The 18,436-nt window shown below is 60.2% G+C and carries 24 protein-coding genes; 10 read left to right on the top strand and 14 right to left on the bottom strand.

All coding sequences use genetic code 11. The annotated features are described in order from the left end of the window. Positions 1 to 26: 26 nt before the first annotated feature. The 4 genes from infA to trxB form a co-directional block, all read right to left on the bottom strand. Positions 27 to 245, bottom strand: coding sequence for a translation initiation factor IF-1 (gene infA / locus AB7M22_RS16515; RefSeq protein WP_002553999.1), 219 nt, complete (start codon positions 243 to 245; stop codon positions 27 to 29). Between the two features lie 258 nt (positions 246 to 503). Beyond that, the gene (locus AB7M22_RS16510; RefSeq protein WP_008008563.1) at positions 504 to 1,211 is read right to left on the bottom strand and encodes an arginyltransferase; all 708 of its coding nucleotides are present in this window, start codon (positions 1,209 to 1,211) and stop codon (positions 504 to 506) included. 87 nt (positions 1,212 to 1,298) lie between these two features. Then, positions 1,299 to 1,979 carry a leucyl/phenylalanyl-tRNA--protein transferase gene (aat, locus tag AB7M22_RS16505; RefSeq protein WP_008068331.1) on the bottom strand — a complete coding sequence of 227 codons (681 nt, stop codon included), beginning with the start codon at positions 1,977 to 1,979 and terminating at the stop codon, positions 1,299 to 1,301. A gap of 68 nt (positions 1,980 to 2,047) precedes the next feature. Beyond that, positions 2,048 to 3,007 carry a thioredoxin-disulfide reductase gene (trxB, locus tag AB7M22_RS16500; protein ID WP_454187129.1) on the bottom strand — a complete coding sequence of 320 codons (960 nt, stop codon included), beginning with the start codon at positions 3,005 to 3,007 and terminating at the stop codon, positions 2,048 to 2,050. Between the two features lie 38 nt (positions 3,008 to 3,045). Here trxB and AB7M22_RS16495 point away from each other — a divergent pair, with 38 nt between their 5' ends. The 7 genes from AB7M22_RS16495 (at position 3,046) to cysG (ending at position 10,956) form a co-directional block, all read left to right on the top strand. Continuing rightward, positions 3,046 to 3,318: a hypothetical protein gene (locus tag AB7M22_RS16495; RefSeq protein ID WP_454187128.1), complete on the top strand. Its 273-nt coding sequence runs from the start codon at positions 3,046 to 3,048 to the stop codon at positions 3,316 to 3,318. Then, positions 3,315 to 5,720, top strand: coding sequence for a DNA translocase FtsK (locus AB7M22_RS16490; protein ID WP_032830114.1), 2,406 nt, complete (start codon positions 3,315 to 3,317; stop codon positions 5,718 to 5,720). Before AB7M22_RS16495 ends, AB7M22_RS16490 begins: the two co-directional genes overlap by 4 nt. Positions 5,721 to 5,787: 67 nt before the next feature. Beyond that, on the top strand, positions 5,788 to 6,411 hold the full coding sequence (lolA, locus tag AB7M22_RS16485; protein ID WP_008154853.1) for an outer membrane lipoprotein chaperone LolA: 624 nt from the start codon (positions 5,788 to 5,790) through the stop codon (positions 6,409 to 6,411). Between the two features lie 157 nt (positions 6,412 to 6,568). Then, positions 6,569 to 7,891, top strand: coding sequence for a replication-associated recombination protein A (locus AB7M22_RS16480; protein ID WP_008008559.1), 1,323 nt, complete (start codon positions 6,569 to 6,571; stop codon positions 7,889 to 7,891). Continuing rightward, entirely contained in the window at positions 7,891 to 8,265 is a 375-nt protein-coding gene (crcB, locus tag AB7M22_RS16475) for a fluoride efflux transporter CrcB (protein ID WP_007904914.1), read from the top strand. Before AB7M22_RS16480 ends, crcB begins: the two co-directional genes overlap by 1 nt. A gap of 15 nt (positions 8,266 to 8,280) precedes the next feature. Further along, positions 8,281 to 9,561 (top strand): serine--tRNA ligase, encoded by a 1,281-nt coding sequence (gene serS, locus AB7M22_RS16470; RefSeq protein WP_008008557.1) that lies wholly within the window; start codon positions 8,281 to 8,283, stop codon positions 9,559 to 9,561. Beyond that, positions 9,562 to 10,956: a siroheme synthase CysG gene (gene cysG, locus AB7M22_RS16465; RefSeq protein WP_454187127.1), complete on the top strand. Its 1,395-nt coding sequence runs from the start codon at positions 9,562 to 9,564 to the stop codon at positions 10,954 to 10,956. A gap of 131 nt (positions 10,957 to 11,087) precedes the next feature. On the opposite strand, the gene AB7M22_RS16460 is transcribed toward cysG, so the two are convergent. From AB7M22_RS16460 to AB7M22_RS16420, 9 genes are all read right to left on the bottom strand, one after another. Further along, positions 11,088 to 12,086, bottom strand: coding sequence for a glutathione S-transferase family protein (locus AB7M22_RS16460; protein ID WP_454187126.1), 999 nt, complete (start codon positions 12,084 to 12,086; stop codon positions 11,088 to 11,090). Positions 12,087 to 12,176: 90 nt separating this feature from the next. After that, the gene (locus AB7M22_RS16455; protein WP_454187125.1) at positions 12,177 to 13,178 is read right to left on the bottom strand and encodes a glycosyl transferase family protein; all 1,002 of its coding nucleotides are present in this window, start codon (positions 13,176 to 13,178) and stop codon (positions 12,177 to 12,179) included. Continuing rightward, the gene (locus tag AB7M22_RS16450; RefSeq protein ID WP_007904907.1) at positions 13,175 to 13,510 is read right to left on the bottom strand and encodes a TusE/DsrC/DsvC family sulfur relay protein; all 336 of its coding nucleotides are present in this window, start codon (positions 13,508 to 13,510) and stop codon (positions 13,175 to 13,177) included. The genes AB7M22_RS16455 and AB7M22_RS16450 overlap by 4 nt, the downstream gene beginning before the upstream one ends. Beyond that, positions 13,507 to 13,800 (bottom strand): sulfurtransferase complex subunit TusB, encoded by a 294-nt coding sequence (gene tusB / locus AB7M22_RS16445; RefSeq protein WP_454187124.1) that lies wholly within the window; start codon positions 13,798 to 13,800, stop codon positions 13,507 to 13,509. Before tusB ends, AB7M22_RS16450 begins: the two co-directional genes overlap by 4 nt. Beyond that, positions 13,800 to 14,162, bottom strand: coding sequence for a sulfurtransferase complex subunit TusC (gene tusC / locus AB7M22_RS16440; RefSeq protein ID WP_454187123.1), 363 nt, complete (start codon positions 14,160 to 14,162; stop codon positions 13,800 to 13,802). The genes tusB and tusC overlap by 1 nt, the downstream gene beginning before the upstream one ends. Before the next feature lies 1 nt (position 14,163). Continuing rightward, positions 14,164 to 14,556 carry a sulfurtransferase complex subunit TusD gene (tusD, locus tag AB7M22_RS16435; protein ID WP_454188826.1) on the bottom strand — a complete coding sequence of 131 codons (393 nt, stop codon included), beginning with the start codon at positions 14,554 to 14,556 and terminating at the stop codon, positions 14,164 to 14,166. Positions 14,557 to 14,754: 198 nt separating this feature from the next. Further along, complete coding sequence (locus AB7M22_RS16430; protein ID WP_454187122.1) at positions 14,755 to 15,459, bottom strand: YoaK family protein; 705 nt, start codon at positions 15,457 to 15,459, stop codon at positions 14,755 to 14,757. A 27-nt stretch (positions 15,460 to 15,486) separates the two neighbouring features. Next, positions 15,487 to 15,816, bottom strand: coding sequence for a DUF6388 family protein (locus tag AB7M22_RS16425; RefSeq protein WP_008008547.1), 330 nt, complete (start codon positions 15,814 to 15,816; stop codon positions 15,487 to 15,489). A 2-nt stretch (positions 15,817 to 15,818) separates the two neighbouring features. Beyond that, the gene (locus tag AB7M22_RS16420) at positions 15,819 to 16,073 is read right to left on the bottom strand and encodes a hypothetical protein (protein ID WP_008008546.1); all 255 of its coding nucleotides are present in this window, start codon (positions 16,071 to 16,073) and stop codon (positions 15,819 to 15,821) included. 162 nt (positions 16,074 to 16,235) lie between these two features. Between AB7M22_RS16420 and AB7M22_RS16415 the strand changes: the two genes are divergently transcribed. Then, positions 16,236 to 16,586 (top strand): hypothetical protein, encoded by a 351-nt coding sequence (locus AB7M22_RS16415; protein ID WP_008008545.1) that lies wholly within the window; start codon positions 16,236 to 16,238, stop codon positions 16,584 to 16,586. A 154-nt stretch (positions 16,587 to 16,740) separates the two neighbouring features. On the opposite strand, the gene AB7M22_RS16410 is transcribed toward AB7M22_RS16415, so the two are convergent. Next, complete coding sequence (locus tag AB7M22_RS16410; protein ID WP_454187121.1) at positions 16,741 to 17,172, bottom strand: GNAT family N-acetyltransferase; 432 nt, start codon at positions 17,170 to 17,172, stop codon at positions 16,741 to 16,743. A gap of 147 nt (positions 17,173 to 17,319) precedes the next feature. On the opposite strand from AB7M22_RS16410, the gene AB7M22_RS16405 reads away from it, so the two are divergent. Then, entirely contained in the window at positions 17,320 to 17,757 is a 438-nt protein-coding gene (locus tag AB7M22_RS16405) for a hemerythrin domain-containing protein (RefSeq protein WP_454187120.1), read from the top strand. A 177-nt stretch (positions 17,758 to 17,934) separates the two neighbouring features. Then, positions 17,935 to 18,435, top strand: coding sequence for a hypothetical protein (locus AB7M22_RS16400; RefSeq protein WP_454187119.1), 501 nt, complete (start codon positions 17,935 to 17,937; stop codon positions 18,433 to 18,435). Position 18,436 lies beyond the last annotated feature (1 nt).

The following is an 18,436-nucleotide window of genomic DNA, read 5'->3' as shown; positions in this document are numbered from 1 at the left end:
TAGCCGGGCGTTTTGTATTGACTTGATTAGCGAGCGCGGTAGGTGATGCGCCCTTTGCTCAAGTCATAGGGCGTCAGCTCGACGCGCACTTTGTCGCCGGTAAGAATACGGATGTAGTTCTTGCGCATCTTGCCGGAGATATGCGCGGTTACGACGTGCCCATTTTCCAACTCCACACGAAACATGGTGTTGGGCAGGGTGTCGACGACAGTGCCTTCCATTTCGAAGCTGTCTTCTTTCGACATGCAGTAAAGCCCTCGGTGTCCAATGAATGGCCCGGTGCAACTGCGCCAGGCAAAAGCGGCGTGCATTGTGCCCGAAAAATGGGGTTTAAGCCAAGGGGTTAGTGTCCTGTCTCACAAATACGTTCCTCTTTTGGCGAGTGGCTGTTGTCGTCAGGCAAGGCGCCGCGACGAGTCATAGCCCGCTATGGCAAGGAGCGGCAACGCAGCATGATGACAACAGACACCGTCAAAAAGGAACAGTATTTGCGAGACAGGGCACTAGCTCAGGATGACCCAACGCTGATTAATCAGCAGTTCGATAGGGCGATATTGGGTTTTGTAGCTCATTTTTTTGCAGTTTTTGATCCAGTAGCCGAGATAGACCGCTTCCAACCCCAGGCGCCGGGCTTCGGCGATCTGCCAGAGAATCGCGTAACGCCCCAGGCTGCGACGCTCCTCGCCGGGCTCGTAGAAGGTGTAGACCGCCGACAAACCGTTGGGCAGCAAGTCAGTGACGGCCACTGCCAGCAGTCGGCCTTCGAGACGAAATTCATAGAAGCGCGAGAACGGCAGGTCGCGCACCAGGAAGGTCGAAAACTGGTCGCGGCTCGGCGGATACATATCGCCATCGGCGTGACGTTGTTCGATGTAGCGCTGATAGAGATCGAAATACTCTTCGCTGAACGTTGGTCTGGCCGGACGCACCTGTAAGTCGGCATTGCGTTTGACAATGCGTTTCTGCTGACGGTTGGGGGTAAATTGCGCCACAGGAATGCGCGCCGGTACGCACGCATTGCAATGCTGGCAATGGGGCCGGTAGAGATGATCGCCACTGCGACGAAAACCCATTTCCGACAGGTCTGCATAGACATGCACATCCATGGGCTGGCTAGGGTCGAGGAACAGCGTGGTGGCCTGCTCCTCGGGCAGATAACTGCAAGAGTGGGGCTGAGTGGCATAGAACTTCAAACGCGCCAACTCGGTCATGATCAACCCTCGGGATAAGCTTTTGATTAGGGGGCGCTCTCAATTCGTTTCCCCGCATTAAGTGTAAGCCACGCGCGCAGAAGTCGCTCAGCAAACCCAGTTGGCGCGGCCCGGTTGATCCAGGTGTCGCGCAAGGTAGCCGGCAAATTCGCGGCGAGGAATCGCTCGGGCACCCAAACTGTGCAGATGATCGGTAGGCATCTGGCAATCGATCAGCACAAAACCTGAGTCTTTCAGATGTCGCACCAGTGTGGCGAAGCCATATTTGGAGGCGTTGTCGGCGCGGCTGAACATCGACTCGCCAAAAAACAACTGCCCCATCGCCAGGCCGTAGAGCCCGCCGACCAGCACGCCATCGTCCCAGACCTCCACCGAATGGGCATAACCACGCCGGTGCAGTTCGACGTAGGCGTCCTGCATCTCTTGGGTGATCCAGGTGCCGTCGGCGTATTCGCGCGGTGCGGCGCAGGCGCGGATGACCGCGGCAAAATCCCGATCGAAGGTCACTTGATAGCGTTGTTGGCGCAGCAGTTTGTTCAAGCTACGGGAGACATGCAGTTCGTCGGGAAACAGAACCGTGCGCGGATCCGGCGACCACCAGAGAATCGGCTGGCCCTCCGAGAACCACGGAAAGCAACCGTGACGATAGGCTTGAATCAGGCGATCGGCGGACAGATCGCCGCCCGCGGCCAGCAGCCCGTTGGGGTCGCGCATGGCTTTTTCCAGCGGCGGGAAGGTCAGGGTGTTGCGTTGTAACCAAGTCAGCATGGCATCCGGGCTTGCAGAAGGGGAGGGCGGTGGCGGGCCGTTGAGCCCGCCTTGAAGGAGGTTAACCGTCAAACGGTAGGGATGTCATCGAGATACTTCTCGGCATCCAGCGCGGCCATGCAGCCGGCCCCGGCGGACGTCACCGCCTGGCGGTAAATATGATCGGCCACATCACCGGCGGCGAACACGCCTTCGATGTCGGTGGCGGTGGCGTCACCTTCGCTGCCGCCCTTGACCAGCAGGTAACCGTCACGCATTTTCAGCTGGCCCTGGAACAGGTCGGTGTTGGGCTTGTGGCCGATGGCGATGAATACACCGGCCAACGGCAATTCATTGGTTTCGCCCGTATGGCTGTGGCGTAGACGGGCACCGGTCACGCCGCTGGCATCGCCCAGTACTTCGTCCAGATTCTGGTTCCAGTGCAGACGGATATTGCCGTTGGCGGCTTTTTCGAACAGCTTGTCCTGGAGGATCTTCTCCGAACGCAGTTTGTCGCGACGGTGAATCAGGTGGACTTCCTTGGCGATGTTCGACAGGTACAGCGCTTCTTCCACGGCCGTGTTGCCGCCGCCAACCACCGCGACCACCTGGTTGCGGTAGAAGAAGCCATCGCAGGTGGCGCAGGCCGAAACCCCTTTGCCGGCAAAGGCTTCTTCCGATGGCAGCCCCAGGTATTGGGCCGAAGCGCCGGTGGCGATAATCAGCGCATCGCAGGTGTAGGTGCCGCTGTCGCCGATGAGCTCGAACGGGCGCTGTTGCAACTTGGCCGTATGGATGTGGTCGTAAACGATCTCTGTATCAAAACGTTCGGCGTGTTTTTGCATGCGTTCCATCAGTACCGGGCCGGTCAGGCCTTCGACGTCGCCGGGCCAGTTGTCGACTTCGACGGTGGTGGTCAGCTGGCCACCTGCCTGTATGCCGGTGATGACAACGGGTTTGAGGTTGGCGCGAGCGGCATAAACGGCTGCGCTGTAACCGGCAGGGCCGGAACCCAGAATGATCAGGCGGGAATGCTGCGCTTCAGTCATAAAAACACCTCATAAGCCTTTGTCACAAAAGAGAATGCATGCTCAAATTGGACCGCGCGTACTGTGCTGTTGGCTATGCTGCACCCAAAGGGGCTCAAGCATGGCATCGGGTGAACAAACCCGTACAATGCTCGCTTGTAACAGTGTTTGTATCAAAAAAGCGGTGCGTGCCGTATTTCGAAAAACCGGGGCGCAGTGTTAAAAGTAGTCCCAGTTGCGCCTGTTATCTTTTTTACCTGCCTGGATTGGGCAGTTTTTATAGTCATTCAACAGATGGACGCGCCATGGGCGCAGGAAAAGAAGCGTTTTGAAGAAATCCACCGCAGCACCTAAAACAGTCGTCCCGCTCTGGCGCCAGCAATTGCACTACCGGCTCAAGGAAGGTGCATTGATCGCCATCGGCGCCTTGTGCCTGTTCCTGATGATGGCTTTGTTGACCTACGGCAAAGACGATCCGGGCTGGAGCCATAACAGCAAGATCGACGATGTGCAGAACTTCGGCGGGCCTGCCGGCTCTTACAGCGCCGACATCCTGTTCATGGTCCTGGGTTACTTCGCCTACATTTTCCCGTTGCTGCTGGCGATCAAGGCGTATCAGATCTTCCGCCAGCGCCACGAACCGTGGCAGTGGAGCGGCTGGTTGTTCTCCTGGCGCCTGATCGGCCTGGTATTCCTGGTGCTGTCGGGTGCGGCGCTGGCCCACATCCATTTCCATGCGGCGACCGGTCTGCCGGCCGGCGCGGGTGGCGCTTTGGGCGAAAGCCTCGGCGATCTGGCCCGGAACGCGCTGAATATCCAGGGCAGCACGCTGTTGTTCATCGCGCTGTTCCTGTTCGGCCTGACGGTGTTCACCGACCTGTCGTGGTTCAAGGTGATGGACGTCACCGGCAAGATCACCCTTGATCTGTTCGAACTGTTTCAGGGCGCGGCCAATCGCTGGTGGGCGGCCCGTGTCGAACGCAAGCAACTGGTTGCCCAGCTGCGTGAGGTCGATGATCGCGTGCATGACGTGGTCGCGCCGACCGTCACCGACAAACGCGAGCAGGCCAAGGTCAAGGAGCGCCTGATCGAGCGTGAGCAAGCCCTGAGCAAGCACATGTCCGAACGCGAGAAGCAGGTACCGCCGGTGATTGCCCCGGCTCCGCCCAAACCGGCCGCTCCCAGCAAACGCGTGGAAAAAGAGAAACAGGCGCCGTTGTTCGTCGACAGCGCCGTGGAAGGCACCTTGCCGCCGATCTCGATTCTCGACCCCGCGGAAAAGAAACAACTCAATTATTCGCCTGAGTCCCTGGCGGCCGTCGGCCACTTGCTGGAAATCAAGCTCAAGGAATTCGGCGTCGAGGTCTCGGTGGATTCGATTCACCCGGGTCCGGTCATTACCCGTTACGAAATCCAGCCAGCAGCCGGCGTCAAAGTCAGCCGCATCTCCAACCTGGCGAAAGACCTGGCCCGTTCCCTGGCCGTGACCAGCGTGCGTGTCGTGGAAGTGATTCCGGGCAAGACCACGGTCGGTATCGAGATCCCTAACGAAGACCGGCAGATCGTGCGGTTTTCCGAGGTCTTGTCGACCCCCGAGTACGATAACTTCAAGTCCCCGGTCACCCTGGCCCTGGGCCATGATATCGGCGGCAAGCCGGTCATCACCGACCTGGCGAAAATGCCGCACTTGCTGGTGGCTGGTACGACCGGTTCCGGTAAGTCGGTGGGCGTGAACGCGATGATCCTGTCGATTCTGTTCAAGTCTGGCCCGGAAGACGCCAAGCTGATCATGATTGACCCGAAAATGCTTGAGCTGTCGATCTACGAAGGCATTCCGCACCTGCTGTGCCCGGTGGTCACCGACATGAAGGACGCCGCCAACGCCTTGCGCTGGAGCGTCGCCGAGATGGAACGGCGCTACAAGCTGATGGCGAAAATGGGCGTGCGTAACCTGTCGGGCTTCAACGCCAAGGTCAAGGAAGCCCAGGACGCCGGCGAGCCGTTGAGCGATCCGCTGTACAAGCGCGAAAGCATCCACGACGAGGCACCCCTGCTGCAAAAATTGCCGACCATCGTCGTGGTCGTCGACGAATTCGCCGACATGATGATGATCGTCGGCAAGAAGGTCGAAGAGCTGATCGCCCGTATTGCCCAGAAGGCCCGTGCGGCCGGTATCCACTTGATCCTCGCGACCCAGCGTCCGTCGGTGGACGTGATCACCGGTCTGATCAAGGCGAACATTCCGACCCGTATGGCGTTCCAGGTATCGAGCAAGATCGATTCGCGGACCATCATCGACCAGGGCGGCGCCGAACAACTGCTGGGCCACGGTGATATGTTGTACATGCCGCCGGGCACCAGTCTGCCGATTCGTGTTCACGGCGCGTTCGTGTCCGATGATGAGGTTCACCGGGTGGTTGAAGCCTGGAAACTGCGCGGTGCGCCTGAATACAACGATGACATCCTCGCTGGTGTCGAAGAGCCCGGTAGTGGCTTTGAAAACGGCGGCGGTGGCGGTGACGATGATGCTGAAACCGATGCGCTCTACGACGAAGCGGTGCAGTTCGTACTGGAAAGCCGTCGTGCGTCCATCTCCGCGGTTCAGCGCAAGCTGAAAATCGGCTACAACCGCGCGGCGCGCATGATCGAAGCCATGGAAATGGCCGGGGTCGTGACGTCCATGAACACCAACGGTTCGCGTGAAGTCCTGGCCCCTGGCCCGGTGCGCGACTGATCCGGTTTTGAAAGGGGCGGTGTCTGAGATGCCGCCCGCACTCCCACGAATGTTTATGAGGACTCCCATGCGTCTTATCCGCATGCTGTTGCTGCCGGTACTGGCTTTGACCACGCTCTCGGCCCACGCCGATGACAAGGACGTGGCGCGTCTGACTCAACTGCTGGAAAAATCCCAGACCCTGACCGCGCGTTTCTCCCAGCTGACTCTTGATGGCAGCGGCACCCAGTTACAAGAAACAGCGGGGGAAATGTCCTTGCAGCGCCCGGGCCTGTTCTATTGGCACACCAACGCGCCGGCCGAGCAAACCATGGTGTCGGACGGTAAGAAAGTGACCCTGTGGGACCCGGATCTGGAACAGGCCACCATCAAGAATCTCGATCAGCGTCTGACCCAGACCCCGGCGTTGCTGCTGTCCGGTGATGTATCGAAGATCAGCCAGAGCTTCGACATCAGCGCCAAGGAAGCCGGCGGTGTGATCGACTTCACCCTGAAGCCGAAAACCAAGGACACCCTGTTCGACAGCCTGCGCCTGTCGTTCCGCAATGGTCTGGTCAATGATATGCAGATGATCGACAGCGTCGGCCAGCGCACCAACATCCTGTTCACCGGCGTGAAGGCCAACGAGCCGATTCCGGCGTCCAAGTTCAAGTTCGACATCCCTAAAGGGGCGGACGTGATCCAGGAATAAAACACAGAACCTGTGGGAGCGAGCCTGCTCGCGATAGCGTCGGGTCAGTCAACATTGATGTTGAATGTAATGCCGCTATCGCGAGCAGGCTCGCTCCCACAGGGATCAGCGGTGTTCAAATTATTGACTGATAGGCAGTGAGGTTTCGCAAGTAGTGATGGACCTGTTTCGCAGCGCCCCGATTGCTCAGCCCTTGGCCGCACGCCTACGCGCGACCAATCTGGACGAGTACGTCGGTCAGGAACACCTGCTCGCTCGCGGCAAGCCTTTGCGCGAAGCGCTGGAGCAGGGTGCCCTGCATTCGATGATTTTCTGGGGCCCGCCGGGGGTGGGTAAAACCACCTTGGCGCGGCTGCTCGCGGAAGTCTCCGATGCGCACTTCGAAACGGTTTCGGCGGTGCTGGCCGGCGTGAAGGAAATCCGCCAGGCGGTGGAAGTCGCCAAGCAGCAGGCCGGGCAGTACGGCAAACGCACCATCCTGTTCGTCGACGAAGTGCACCGCTTCAACAAGTCCCAGCAGGATGCGTTCCTGCCATACGTTGAAGACGGCACGCTGATTTTCATCGGCGCGACCACCGAAAACCCCTCGTTCGAACTCAATAACGCGCTGCTGTCCCGGGCGCGCGTCTATGTGCTCAAAAGCCTCGACGAAGCGGCCCTGCGCAAGCTGGTGCATCGCGCGCTGACCGAAGAGCGCGGGCTGGGCAAGCGGCAACTGACCCTCAGCGATGAAGGTTTCCAGATGCTGTTGTCCGCCGCCGATGGCGATGGCCGGCGTCTGCTCAACCTGCTGGAAAACGCCTCCGACCTGGCTGAAGACAACAGCGAAATCGGCGTCGATCTGCTGCAAAGTCTGCTCGGCGATACCCGCCGGCGCTTCGACAAGGGCGGCGAAGCTTTCTACGACCAGATTTCCGCGCTGCATAAGTCGGTGCGCGGTTCCAATCCCGATGGCGCGCTGTATTGGTTCGCGCGGATGATCGACGGCGGTTGCGACCCGCTGTACCTGGCTCGGCGCGTGGTGCGCATGGCCAGCGAAGACATCGGTAATGCCGACCCTCGCGCCCTGAGCCTGTGCCTCGCGGCGTGGGAAGTGCAGGAGCGCCTTGGCAGCCCCGAAGGTGAGTTGGCGGTGGCCCAGGCCATCACGTATCTGGCCTGCGCGCCGAAAAGCAATGCGGTGTACATGGGCTTCAAAGCCGCGATGCGCAGCGCCACCGAACACGGTTCGCTCGAAGTGCCGCTGCACTTGCGCAATGCGCCGACCAAGTTGATGAAGCAATTGGGTTATGGCGATGAATACCGCTATGCCCACGATGAACCGGATGCCTACGCCGCTGGCGAAGACTACTTCCCGGACGAACTCGAACCGCAACGGTTTTATCAACCAGTGCCCCGCGGCCTGGAACTGAAAATCGGCGAAAAGCTTAACCACCTCGCGCAGCTTGATCGTCTAAGCCCCCGGCAACGGAGAAAATAGTGATTGCATTGATCGTTGCCGTTTCTGTTGGCGGTGTCGCCGGCACGCTATTGCGCTTCGCCACCGGTAACTGGATCAACGCGAATTGGCCGCGGCACTTCTATACCGCGACGCTGGCCGTTAATATCGTGGGCTGTTTGCTGATCGGCGTTCTATACGGTCTGTTTTTGATTCGCCCGGAGGTACCGTTTGCGGTGCGCGCCGGGTTGATGGTCGGCTTCCTCGGGGGGCTGACGACTTTTTCATCCTTTTCACTGGATACGGTGCGCCTGCTGGAAACCGGGCAAGTGCCGCTGGCCCTGGGCTATGCGGTCATCAGCGTATTCGGCGGGCTGCTCGCCACCTGGGCTGGCCTGTCCTTGACCAAACTTTGATAACGAGAAACCGACATGCTCGATTCCAAACTGTTACGTAGCAACCTTCAGGACGTAGCGGACCGCCTGGCATCCCGTGGCTTTGCCCTGGATGTTGCGCGCATCGAAGCGCTGGAAGAACAGCGCAAGACCGTCCAGACCCGCACCGAAGCACTGCAGGCTGAACGTAACGCGCGCTCCAAGTCCATCGGTCAGGCCAAGCAGCGCGGCGAAGACATCGCGCCGTTGATGGCGGACGTCGAGCGCATGGCGGGTGAGTTGAGCGCCGGTAAAGTCGAGCTGGACGCGATCCAGACCGAGCTGGATTCGATCCTGCTGGGCATTCCGAACCTGCCGCACGAATCGGTGCCGGTCGGCGATGACGAAGAAGGCAACGTTGAAGTGCGTCGCTGGGGCACGCCTAAGGCTTTCGATTTCCCGGTTCAGGACCACGTGGCCCTGGGCGAGAAGTTCGGCTGGCTGGACTTCGAAACCGCCGCCAAGCTGTCCGGCGCCCGTTTCGCCCTGCTGCGCGGCCCGATCGCCCGTCTGCACCGTGCCCTGGCACAGTTCATGATCAACCTGCACATCAACGAACACGGTTACGAAGAGGCATATACCCCGTACCTGGTGCAGGCGCCTGCGTTGCAGGGCACCGGTCAGTTGCCGAAGTTCGAAGAAGACCTGTTCAAGATCAGCCGCGAAGGCGAAGCCGATCTGTACCTGATACCGACCGCTGAAGTGTCGCTGACCAACATCGTCGCTGGCGAAATCGTCGATTCGAAACTGCTGCCGATCAAGTTCGTGGCGCACACGCCGTGCTTCCGCAGCGAGGCCGGTGCATCGGGTCGCGACACTCGCGGCATGATCCGTCAGCACCAGTTCGACAAGGTCGAGATGGTCCAGATCGTTGAACCATCGACCTCGATGCAAGCGCTGGAAAACCTGACGGCCAACGCCGAAAAAGTGCTGCAACTGCTGGAGCTGCCATACCGCACCCTGGCGCTGTGCACCGGCGACATGGGCTTCAGCGCGGTCAAGACCTACGACCTGGAAGTGTGGATTCCGAGCCAGGACAAATACCGCGAAATTTCGTCGTGCTCCAACTGCGGCGATTTCCAGGCCCGCCGCATGCAAGCGCGTTTCCGCAACCCGGAAACCGGCAAGCCTGAGCTGGTTCACACCCTGAACGGTTCCGGCCTGGCGGTCGGTCGTACCCTGGTGGCGGTGCTCGAGAACTACCAGCAGGCTGACGGTTCGATCCGTGTGCCTGAGGTGCTCAAGCCGTACATGGGTGGCCTTGAGGTCATCGGCTAAATGGACTATCTGCCGCTGTTTCATAACCTTCGCGGCAGTCGTGTATTGGTCGTCGGCGGAGGGGAGATTGCCTTGCGCAAATCCCGCCTGCTGGCCGAAGCCGGTGCGCTGCTGCGGGTGGTTGCACCGCAAATCGAACCGCAACTGCGTGAGCTGGTGGTCGGCAGCGGTGGCGAGTGCCTGGTGCGTGGCTACGTCGAGGCGGATCTGGACGGCTGCGGGCTGATCATCGCCGCCACCGACGACGAACCGCTGAACGCGCAAGTCTCCGCCGATGCTCATCGGCGTTGCGTGCCGGTCAACGTGGTGGACGCGCCGGCCCTGTGCAGCGTGATCTTCCCGGCGATCGTCGATCGTTCTCCGCTGATCATTGCGGTGTCCAGCGGCGGCGATGCGCCGGTGCTGGCGCGGTTGATTCGCGCCAAGCTGGAAACCTGGATTCCTTCGACCTACGGGCAACTGGCCGGTCTGGCGGCGCGTTTCCGTACTCAGGTCAAAGGTCTGTTTCCGGATGTGCAGCAGCGTCGGGCGTTCTGGGAGGATGTATTCCAGGGCCCGATTGCCGACCGGCAACTGGCCGGGCAGGGCGTCGAGGCCGAGCGCTTGATGCTGGCGAAAATCAATGGCGAAGCGCCTGTCGCTACCGGCGAGGTTTATCTGGTGGGCGCCGGGCCGGGTGATCCCGACCTGTTGACCTTCCGCGCCTTGCGGCTGATGCAGCAAGCCGATGTGGTTTTGTATGACCGCTTGGTGGCGCCGGCGATTCTGGATTTGTGCCGTCGCGATGCCGAGCGGGTCTACGTTGGCAAGCGCCGCGCCGATCACGCCGTGCCTCAGGAACAGATCAACCAGCATCTGGTGGATCTGGCCAAGGCCGGCAAGCGCGTGGTGCGCTTGAAGGGCGGCGATCCGTTTATCTTCGGGCGCGGCGGTGAAGAGATCGAAGAACTGGCGGCCCATGGCATTCCGTTCCAGGTCGTCCCGGGCATTACCGCAGCCAGTGGTTGCGCGGCCTATGCCGGGATTCCGCTGACTCACCGCGATTACGCGCAGTCGGTGCGGTTTGTCACCGGGCACCTCAAGGACGGTTCCACCGATTTGCCGTGGGCCGACCTGGTCGCGCCGGCGCAAACCCTGGTGTTTTACATGGGGCTGGTGGGCCTGCCGATCATCTGCGAGCAGTTGATCAAGCACGGTCGCGCGGCCGATACCCCGGCGGCGTTGATCCAGCAGGGCACCACGGTCAATCAGCGGGTGTTTACCGGCACCCTGGCCGACCTTCCACGGCTGGTGGCGGAGCATGAAGTGCATGCGCCGACGCTGGTGATCGTCGGGGAAGTGGTGCAACTGCGCGAGAAACTGGCGTGGTTCGAAGGGGCTCAGGCGCAGGTCTGAGGACCGAGTCGCCCCCATCGCGGGCAAGCCCACTCCCACAGGTTATTTGGTGAAGCTGCAATCTTTGGCATCACACAAATCCCTGTGGGAGCGGGCTTGCCCGCGATGGGGCCCTCAAAGCCTGTACGAATTCAGATCCTGCGCCAAACCCCTTTTCCCTTCAACCGCGCCCGATCATGAGCTGCAGTGAAATCCTGCGCCGGCCCCTTCGGCACGATCCCGGTCGGATTGATGGTCTTGTGGCTACCGTAGTAGTGATTCTTGATGTGCTCGAAACTCACCGTCTCGGCAATCCCCGGCCACTGATAAATCTCCCGCAGCCAGTTCGACAGATTCGGATAATCGGCAATCCGCCGCAAATTGCATTTGAAGTGGCCGTAATACACCGCATCAAAGCGAATCAGGGTAGTGAATAGCCTGATGTCGGCTTCGGTCAGGTATTCACCCGTCAGGTAACGATTGGCGCTCAGCAATTGCTCCAGCCGATCCAGCTCAGCAAATAACTCATCGAACGCTTCTTCATAAGCCTGCTGCGAGGTGGCAAACCCGGCGCGGTACACGCCGTTGTTCACCGCCGGATAAATCCGCTCGTTCATGGCGTCGATTTCGTTTCGCAAGGGGGCCGGGTAGAAATCCAGGTCGTTGCCGGTCAAATCATCGAACGCGCTGTTGAACATGCGGATGATTTCCGCCGACTCGTTGTTGACGATGCGATTCGTCTGTTTGTCCCAGAGCACCGGCACCGTAACGCGGCCGGTGTAGTTAGCGGTATCGGCGGTGTAGCGCTGGTGCATGAAACTGAAGTGATCGAGCTTGTCGCCGGTCGAGCCCAGGTTCTTGTCAAAGGTCCAGCCGTTTTCCAGCATCAACCAACTGACCACCGACACATCGATCAGGCTTTCGAGGCCTTTGAGTTTGCGCAGGATCAGCGTGCGATGAGCCCATGGGCAGGCGAGGGAGACGTAGAGATGATAGCGCCCGGCCTCGGCGGCAAAACCACCGACGCCGGTCGGGCCTGGCTTGCCGTCGGCGGTCAGCCAGTGGCGACGTTGCGCCTGTTCGCGCTGGAAGGTGCCGTCCTTGCTTTCATACCACTGATCTTGCCAGCGGCCTTCGACTAACAAACCCATGTTCAAAACTCCTCAACCGATAAGCGTTGGAGAGGAGTCTATGCGCATGGGTTCGAACAAAAAGCGCAAAGGTTAGGCAGTTATGATCGGTTAAATCGATTTGTCCCGGGCGTCCCAGTACTGCTGGGCGGTTTCGAACGCTTGCTCGCGGCTCTGGCCGAGGCCGCGCAACGCCAGGGCCATGGTCGAGATCAGCGCCATTTGCGGGTAGCTGTCGACCACGTCGCCACGCCACACCGCTTTCAAATGCTCCGGATCGAGGCTGGCCGGTTTGACGTGGCGCTGGGTCGACAGCTGCGGCCATTCTTCATCCCAACTTTCGCCGCCAGTGGTGCCATACAGGTGACTGTCGGCGTCCGGGTTGATCTCGATTTCACCGCCGTCGCCCTTGATGACGATGGCGGTATCGCCGAGCAAACCGCTGGTATCGCGATGCACGGCCTGATAGCCAGGGTGGAAAATGCTTTGCAGACCGCAGCGAGCGCCCAACGGGTTGAGAATCCGCGCCAGGGAATGGATCGGCGAGCGCAGGCCCAAGGTGTTGCGCAGGTCGATCATCCGCTGAAGTTGCGGAGCCCAGTCCACCAATGGCATGAACGCCAGGCCGCCCTGATCGAGCGCAGCGTCGACCTGCTGCCAGTTGCGGCACAGTGGAATGTTCAGGGTTTCGAGCAATTGTTCGCTGTACAGCCGACCGGCCGTGTGCGCGCCGCCGCCATGCATGAAGATACGCACGCCGTTCTGCGCCAGGCACTTGGCCGCCAGCAGATACCACGGCAGGTGACGCTTCTTGCCGGCATACGTCGGCCAGTCCAGATCGACCGCCAGCGCTGGCGGATTCAGGCGTTCACGCAAGGCTTCGGTGAACCCGGCCATTTCCTCGGCGCTTTCTTCCTTGTGTCGCAACAGCATCAGGAAGGCGCCGAGCTGGGTGTCTTCGACTTTGTCGTCGAGCAACAGGCCCATGGCCTCGCGGGCTTCTTCGCGAGTCAGGTTGCGGGCACCGCGTTTACCTTTGCCAAGAATCCGCACGAACTGGGCGAACGGATGCTCGGCGGGCGTTTCGAGGGTCAGTGCTGGATAGTCGGTCATAAGCAATTCGTCGGTTTGGGCAGGCCCGCCAGTTTCGCGGCGAGTTTGGCAGGGGTGCCTTTGAACAGTCGGTTCAGGTGCAGGCTGTTGCCCTTGTCGGGGCCGAGTTTCAATGCGGTGTACTTGATCAGCGGGCGGGTCGCCGGGGACAGCTGGAATTCGTCGTAGAAACTGCGCAGCAGTTCGAGGATCTCCCAGTGTTCCGGGCTCAACTCGATGTCTTCGGCGGCAGCGAGGGCGGCGGCCACCTCGGCAGACCAGTCACTCAGTTCGACCAGGAAACCGTCCTTGTCCAGTTCAATGGCGCGGGCGCCGACCGTCATGGATTTCATAGCCAACTGTTGACCTTGTCGTAGTGAATCGACAGTTCGACGAAGGCCGGGTAATCGATGGCCTTGGCCCAGTCCGGGACTTGCAGAGCCCGCGCTTGAGCATCTTCGGCCAGCACGAACAGTTTCAATTGGCGGGCGTGCAGCGCACCGAACGGCGCAGTGCCTGGCTGCAAGGCATAGACCGCGTCGCCACTGAGCAGCAGCGCATCGTTGGCGCCGATCACGCGCAGGCAACTGCTCAGACGTTCATCGCCGAAAGGGGAATGAGACAACACATGCAAAGTCGACATCAGAGGGTGATCACCTGGTCGTAACGGTCAATAAGGGCGGTGATGTCCTGGGTGGTCAGTACCCGGGCTTCTTCAAGTGACAGGTTTTCGGGGGCCAGACCACGGGTCGCGGCGCTTTCACCACAGACGAACAGCTCTTCGACGCCGAACATCGGCAAGGCTTGCAGGTTGGCGCTCAGGTCTTTCTGTTGCAGGGCTTTGGCGTTCTGTTCATTGGCGAGCTGGAACACACCGTCATCGAGAAACAGCAGGCCGATCGGCAGATCGAAGGCACCGCCGGCCAGCACGATGTCCAACGCTTCCCGTGCATTCGGCCCGGACCATGGCGCCTGACGGCTGATAATCAACAAGGACTTAGCCATCTCACGCGCCTCCGAAACAGATCAAGCGGTCAGCGTCCTGCACCGCGTCATGCAACTGGCCGAGACCGGACAAATCCCACGGCGCACCCACCGCTACCGCTTCACGCTGATAGCGTTGGGCTTCTTCCTCGTTCAACACCCCACGGCGCAGGGCGGCGGCAATGCAGACCACGCCATCGAGTTGATGCTCGCTGACAAAGTTGCGCCATTGCTTGGGCAAGTCTTGCTCATCCTGAGGCGTGACCACGCTGGTGGACGCGTTGTAGACGCCATCCTGATAGAAAAACAGCCGGACAATCTCATGCCCGCCGGCCAGCGCGGCCTGGGCGAACAGCAAGGCGCGGCGCGAGGAGGGCGCATGGGCGGCGGAAAACAGCGCAATGGCGAACTTCATGACGGACTCGATCAGCGAAACTGCGGCCATGATAAAGCTTTATCGGCGGGGCGGCTAAATCGATGTTGTCTGTGCGGGCCCCATCGCGGGCAAGCCCGCTCCCACAGGGATTTGTGTGATGCCGAAGATTGTAGCTTCACCGCAAAACCTGTGGGAGCGGGCTTGCCCGCGATGAGGCCCGAACAGTCAATACAAGATTCAGCGCGGCATGTAACCCAACTGCCAACGCCGCGGTATCTTCAACGACAGCACCCCCAGCGCCCCGGCCAGCAGCCCGCTGACAAACAGGGCCTTGAGCCCAAGATGATGTTCCAGCACTGCACCCAGCACCGCGCCGGCAAACATCCCGGCCCACGGGATCAATTGCACTCGCCAGCCGTTGCGCCGCTCGCCCAGCATCCACCGCCCCAGCCCACGGCCAAACCGCGACAACGCGCCAGTGACGTAAGTCAGCCCGACCGGCAGGCCGTTCACTTCTTCCACGGCGGCATTGAGCATGCCCATGGCGATGATCGCCGCCAGCAACGCCGGCAACTGCGTCTCATAGGGCCATGCCGCAGCGCCGCAGAGCAGGGTGGCGATGCACAGCAGCAACGGCAACGCCCGTCGGCCACCGAGCCGGCTGACGACAATGCCCAGGGCGTTGCCGGCGACGAACGTGGTCACGAGGATTATCAGGCGCAGGGTCAGCCCGAGGTCGCCGTCGCTGATCGCCACGGCCAGACGGGTGGTGTTACCGCTCATGAAGGACACGAAGTCGCCGCTGGCCATGAAGCCGATGGCATCGGTCATGCCGGCGAGCACCGACAAACTGGCGACCAGCGACAGGCCGATGCGCCCGCGCCATTTATGGGTATGCAAATGGCCCGGTGTGGCCCGGGTACTTGAGGGCGAAGGCAGCATCGATGAAGGCTTCCTTGAGCAGCGAGATTATTTGGTTAACCCATATAACTCGCAATACTCCAGCCAGTCCATGCCGGCCATCTCCGCGACTTCCTTGTGCACCTCCAGGCGTTGGGCCTGGTAGTCCTCGGGCGTGGCGGCAGTCAGTTGCAGTGTCAGCTCCCAGGCAAACAAGCCCAGGCGCTCAGCCTCGGCTTCGAACGCTTCATGCAAGCGCTCATCGCGGTACTGCGCCACTGTTACACCCTTGGCCTGGGCCAACAGTGGATTCAGGTTGTCCAGTTCGACGCGCAGCTCAGGACGCTCATCGAGAAACTTTTTCAGCGCCTGCTCGTGTTGCTGTTCGGTTGCCGCCATGGTCACTCCTTGGAAGACTGCTTTTTGCTCGCCTTGGCGGCCGCGGCCAGACACTCGAGAGCAAACTGCTCGGGGTAGGTCATCTGGATCGGCGTGGTTTCGCCTTTGACGGTTCTTTCGCCATCGAGAATGTAACGAATCCGTTTGTCGGTGACGCCAATTCGCTTGGCGATCCAGGAAGGCGTCTGACCGATCTGGCTGATCAGCTTGTCGGCGTATTCAGCGGTCGGTTTGTAGTATTCGGCGTTGGGTGTCATGACCTTTCCAGAAAAATGCGCCCGGAGAAATGGGCGATGCGGCGTTAATGGCGCGACAGGGTGCGCGAATCGTTGCGCGGTGTCGCGGTATAAATGAAGTAAAGCAGAACGATACGCCGCGCCGCGGTGATACAGTCCGCTTTTTCTTGATGAGCGAACGCAATGCGAATTCTGATGGTGGCGCTGGCCGCAACCTTGCTGGCGGGCTGCGCCGGATCGGCGATGAATGACGCCCGCACCAAAACCCCGTACAAAACCCTGACCTCGGACAAACCGGAAAAAGTCGTTGCCCAGTGCGTGCAGTTTGCATGGCAGGACGAAGCGGTATTCGGCGTCGATGCGGGCGCGTATTTGCAGCCGGGCAAGAAGGGTGGCTCCACGGTGTATACCCGTTCGGCCGAGTCCTTCGTGGACGTGAGCACCGACGCCTCGGGTACAGCGTTGAGTTACTACGCGCAGCATGACGATTTTGTCGCCAAGCGCCGATTGGCGGCGTTGGCGACCTGCCTCTGAGTCGATGAGCCGCGCACCTACCCTGTGGGAGCGAGCCTGCTCGCGATAGTGGCGGGTCAGTCGACAACATTGTTGAATGAAAAACCGCTATCGCGAGCAGGCTCGCTCCCACAATTGTCCGGTGTCGATCACAAATGGGATTGCTCCCACAGGATTAGGCGTCGTTCACCAAACGCTTCTGGAAAAAGAAGCGCTTGTGGCCCGGCGGGTAATCGGCGATGTGCCCCAACTCGCTGTAACCATGCTTCTTGTAAAACTCCGGCGCCTGGAAGTCGAAGGTGTCCAGCCAGATCCCCACGCATTCCTTCTCCCGCGCCAGGTCTTCGGCCATCTGCATCAGCTTCGAGCCCATCCCTTGTCCCCGGGCCTGCTCCGGCACCGACAACAACTCAATGAAAAACCACTGGTAAAACACTCGGCCATAAAGCCCACCGAGAATCTCGTCGCTGTCATTGCGTACCAGCAAAGCAATCTGCTCCGACACCGTGGCCCCGGCCTTTGAGGCGTTGTAAGCGCGCAGCGGTGTGAGGATCGCCTCGCGCTCTTCCGGGGTGGCATTTTTCGACAATTCGATTCGCAGGGTCATAGGCAACACATCCTTATGGCAATGAACACCGAGCCTATCCCGGTTGTGGCGATTGTTCTATCCCCCGCAACCGAAGGAACCCCCGGGGCCCGGGGAATGTCTAGCCTGAACAGCGTCATTGCTGAACGTAGCCATTGAGGACAGCCCGTGAATATTTTCGAAGCCTTGCGCGAAAGCCACGACCGTCAGCGCCGCTATGCCGTTGCACTGATTCAAACCCGTGGCGACACCCCGGAACGGGTCGAGGCTTACAAACGGCTCAAATCCGAGCTTCAGGCCCACGAAACCGCTGAAGAACGCCATTTCTACATGCCGCTGATGGAGTTCGACAACGGCGTGGATCTTAGCCGCCACGCCATCTCCGAACACCACGAAATGGACGAGATGATGGAAGCGCTGGATGCGACCGAAATGTCCAGTCCGTCCTGGTTGGCAACGGCGAAAAAGCTCTCGGAGAAGGTCCATCACCACTTGAAAGAGGAGGAGCAGAAGTTCTTCCAGATGGCCGGCAAGTTGCTCGACGACCAACAGAAAGAAACCCTCGCCGGGCAGTATCAGAAAGAATACAAGGCGCAACTTTCCTGAGGCTGAAAGCGCCGCGATGCTGTTCACTCAAGAGCGTCTGGAGTCAGAGAAACCTGTGGCGAGGGAGCTTGCTCCGTAAGCGCCCGGCCAATACACCTTGCCAGCAAGGTGAAATGATTTGAATCCAATGCGCTCCTTGTAGAGAATCGCCATCTTTGCCTCGAAAGGATGCGTGCGATGAAGTTCGAAGGGACTTTCCAATCCATGGGCAATCACGGGATCGTCTTCAACGTCTCGCAGATCACCCTCACCGACAGCGAACGCGGACGCCTGCGCGAGCTGCATTTTGGCGAGGCGAAAAGCGCCCACTATGAGGTCAACAGCAAGGTCGTCGAGGTGTACGACAAGATGCAGGCCAAGAGCCTGCCGTGCCTGATGATGATCGGCATCTCCAAGCCGCTGACCCGGCAACAGGGCGATGCCCTCAATGCCCAACGCACCAAGGTCGCCAACCTTGCCGCCTCCGCCTTCGGTGGCGCTGCCGGTACTGTGGGCGGTTTAGCCGGACCTGCAGGCAGTGTCGCCGCAGGTACTGTTGTAACGGCGGGTGTGCGCTCGTACGTCAATGACGCTCTGCCCACCTACCATGCTGGCGACGTAATCGTCAGCATCCAGGCGCAGGTCAATGGTGGGATTGGCCCACAGCGCTCTTCCGAATCCCTGATCATCAAGACCTGAG

This window comes from Pseudomonas sp. ADAK2 TE3594 (genome assembly GCF_053628675.1).
Note: the sequence above shows the minus strand (reverse complement) of the source record. Positions and strands in the feature narration are given on the sequence as shown.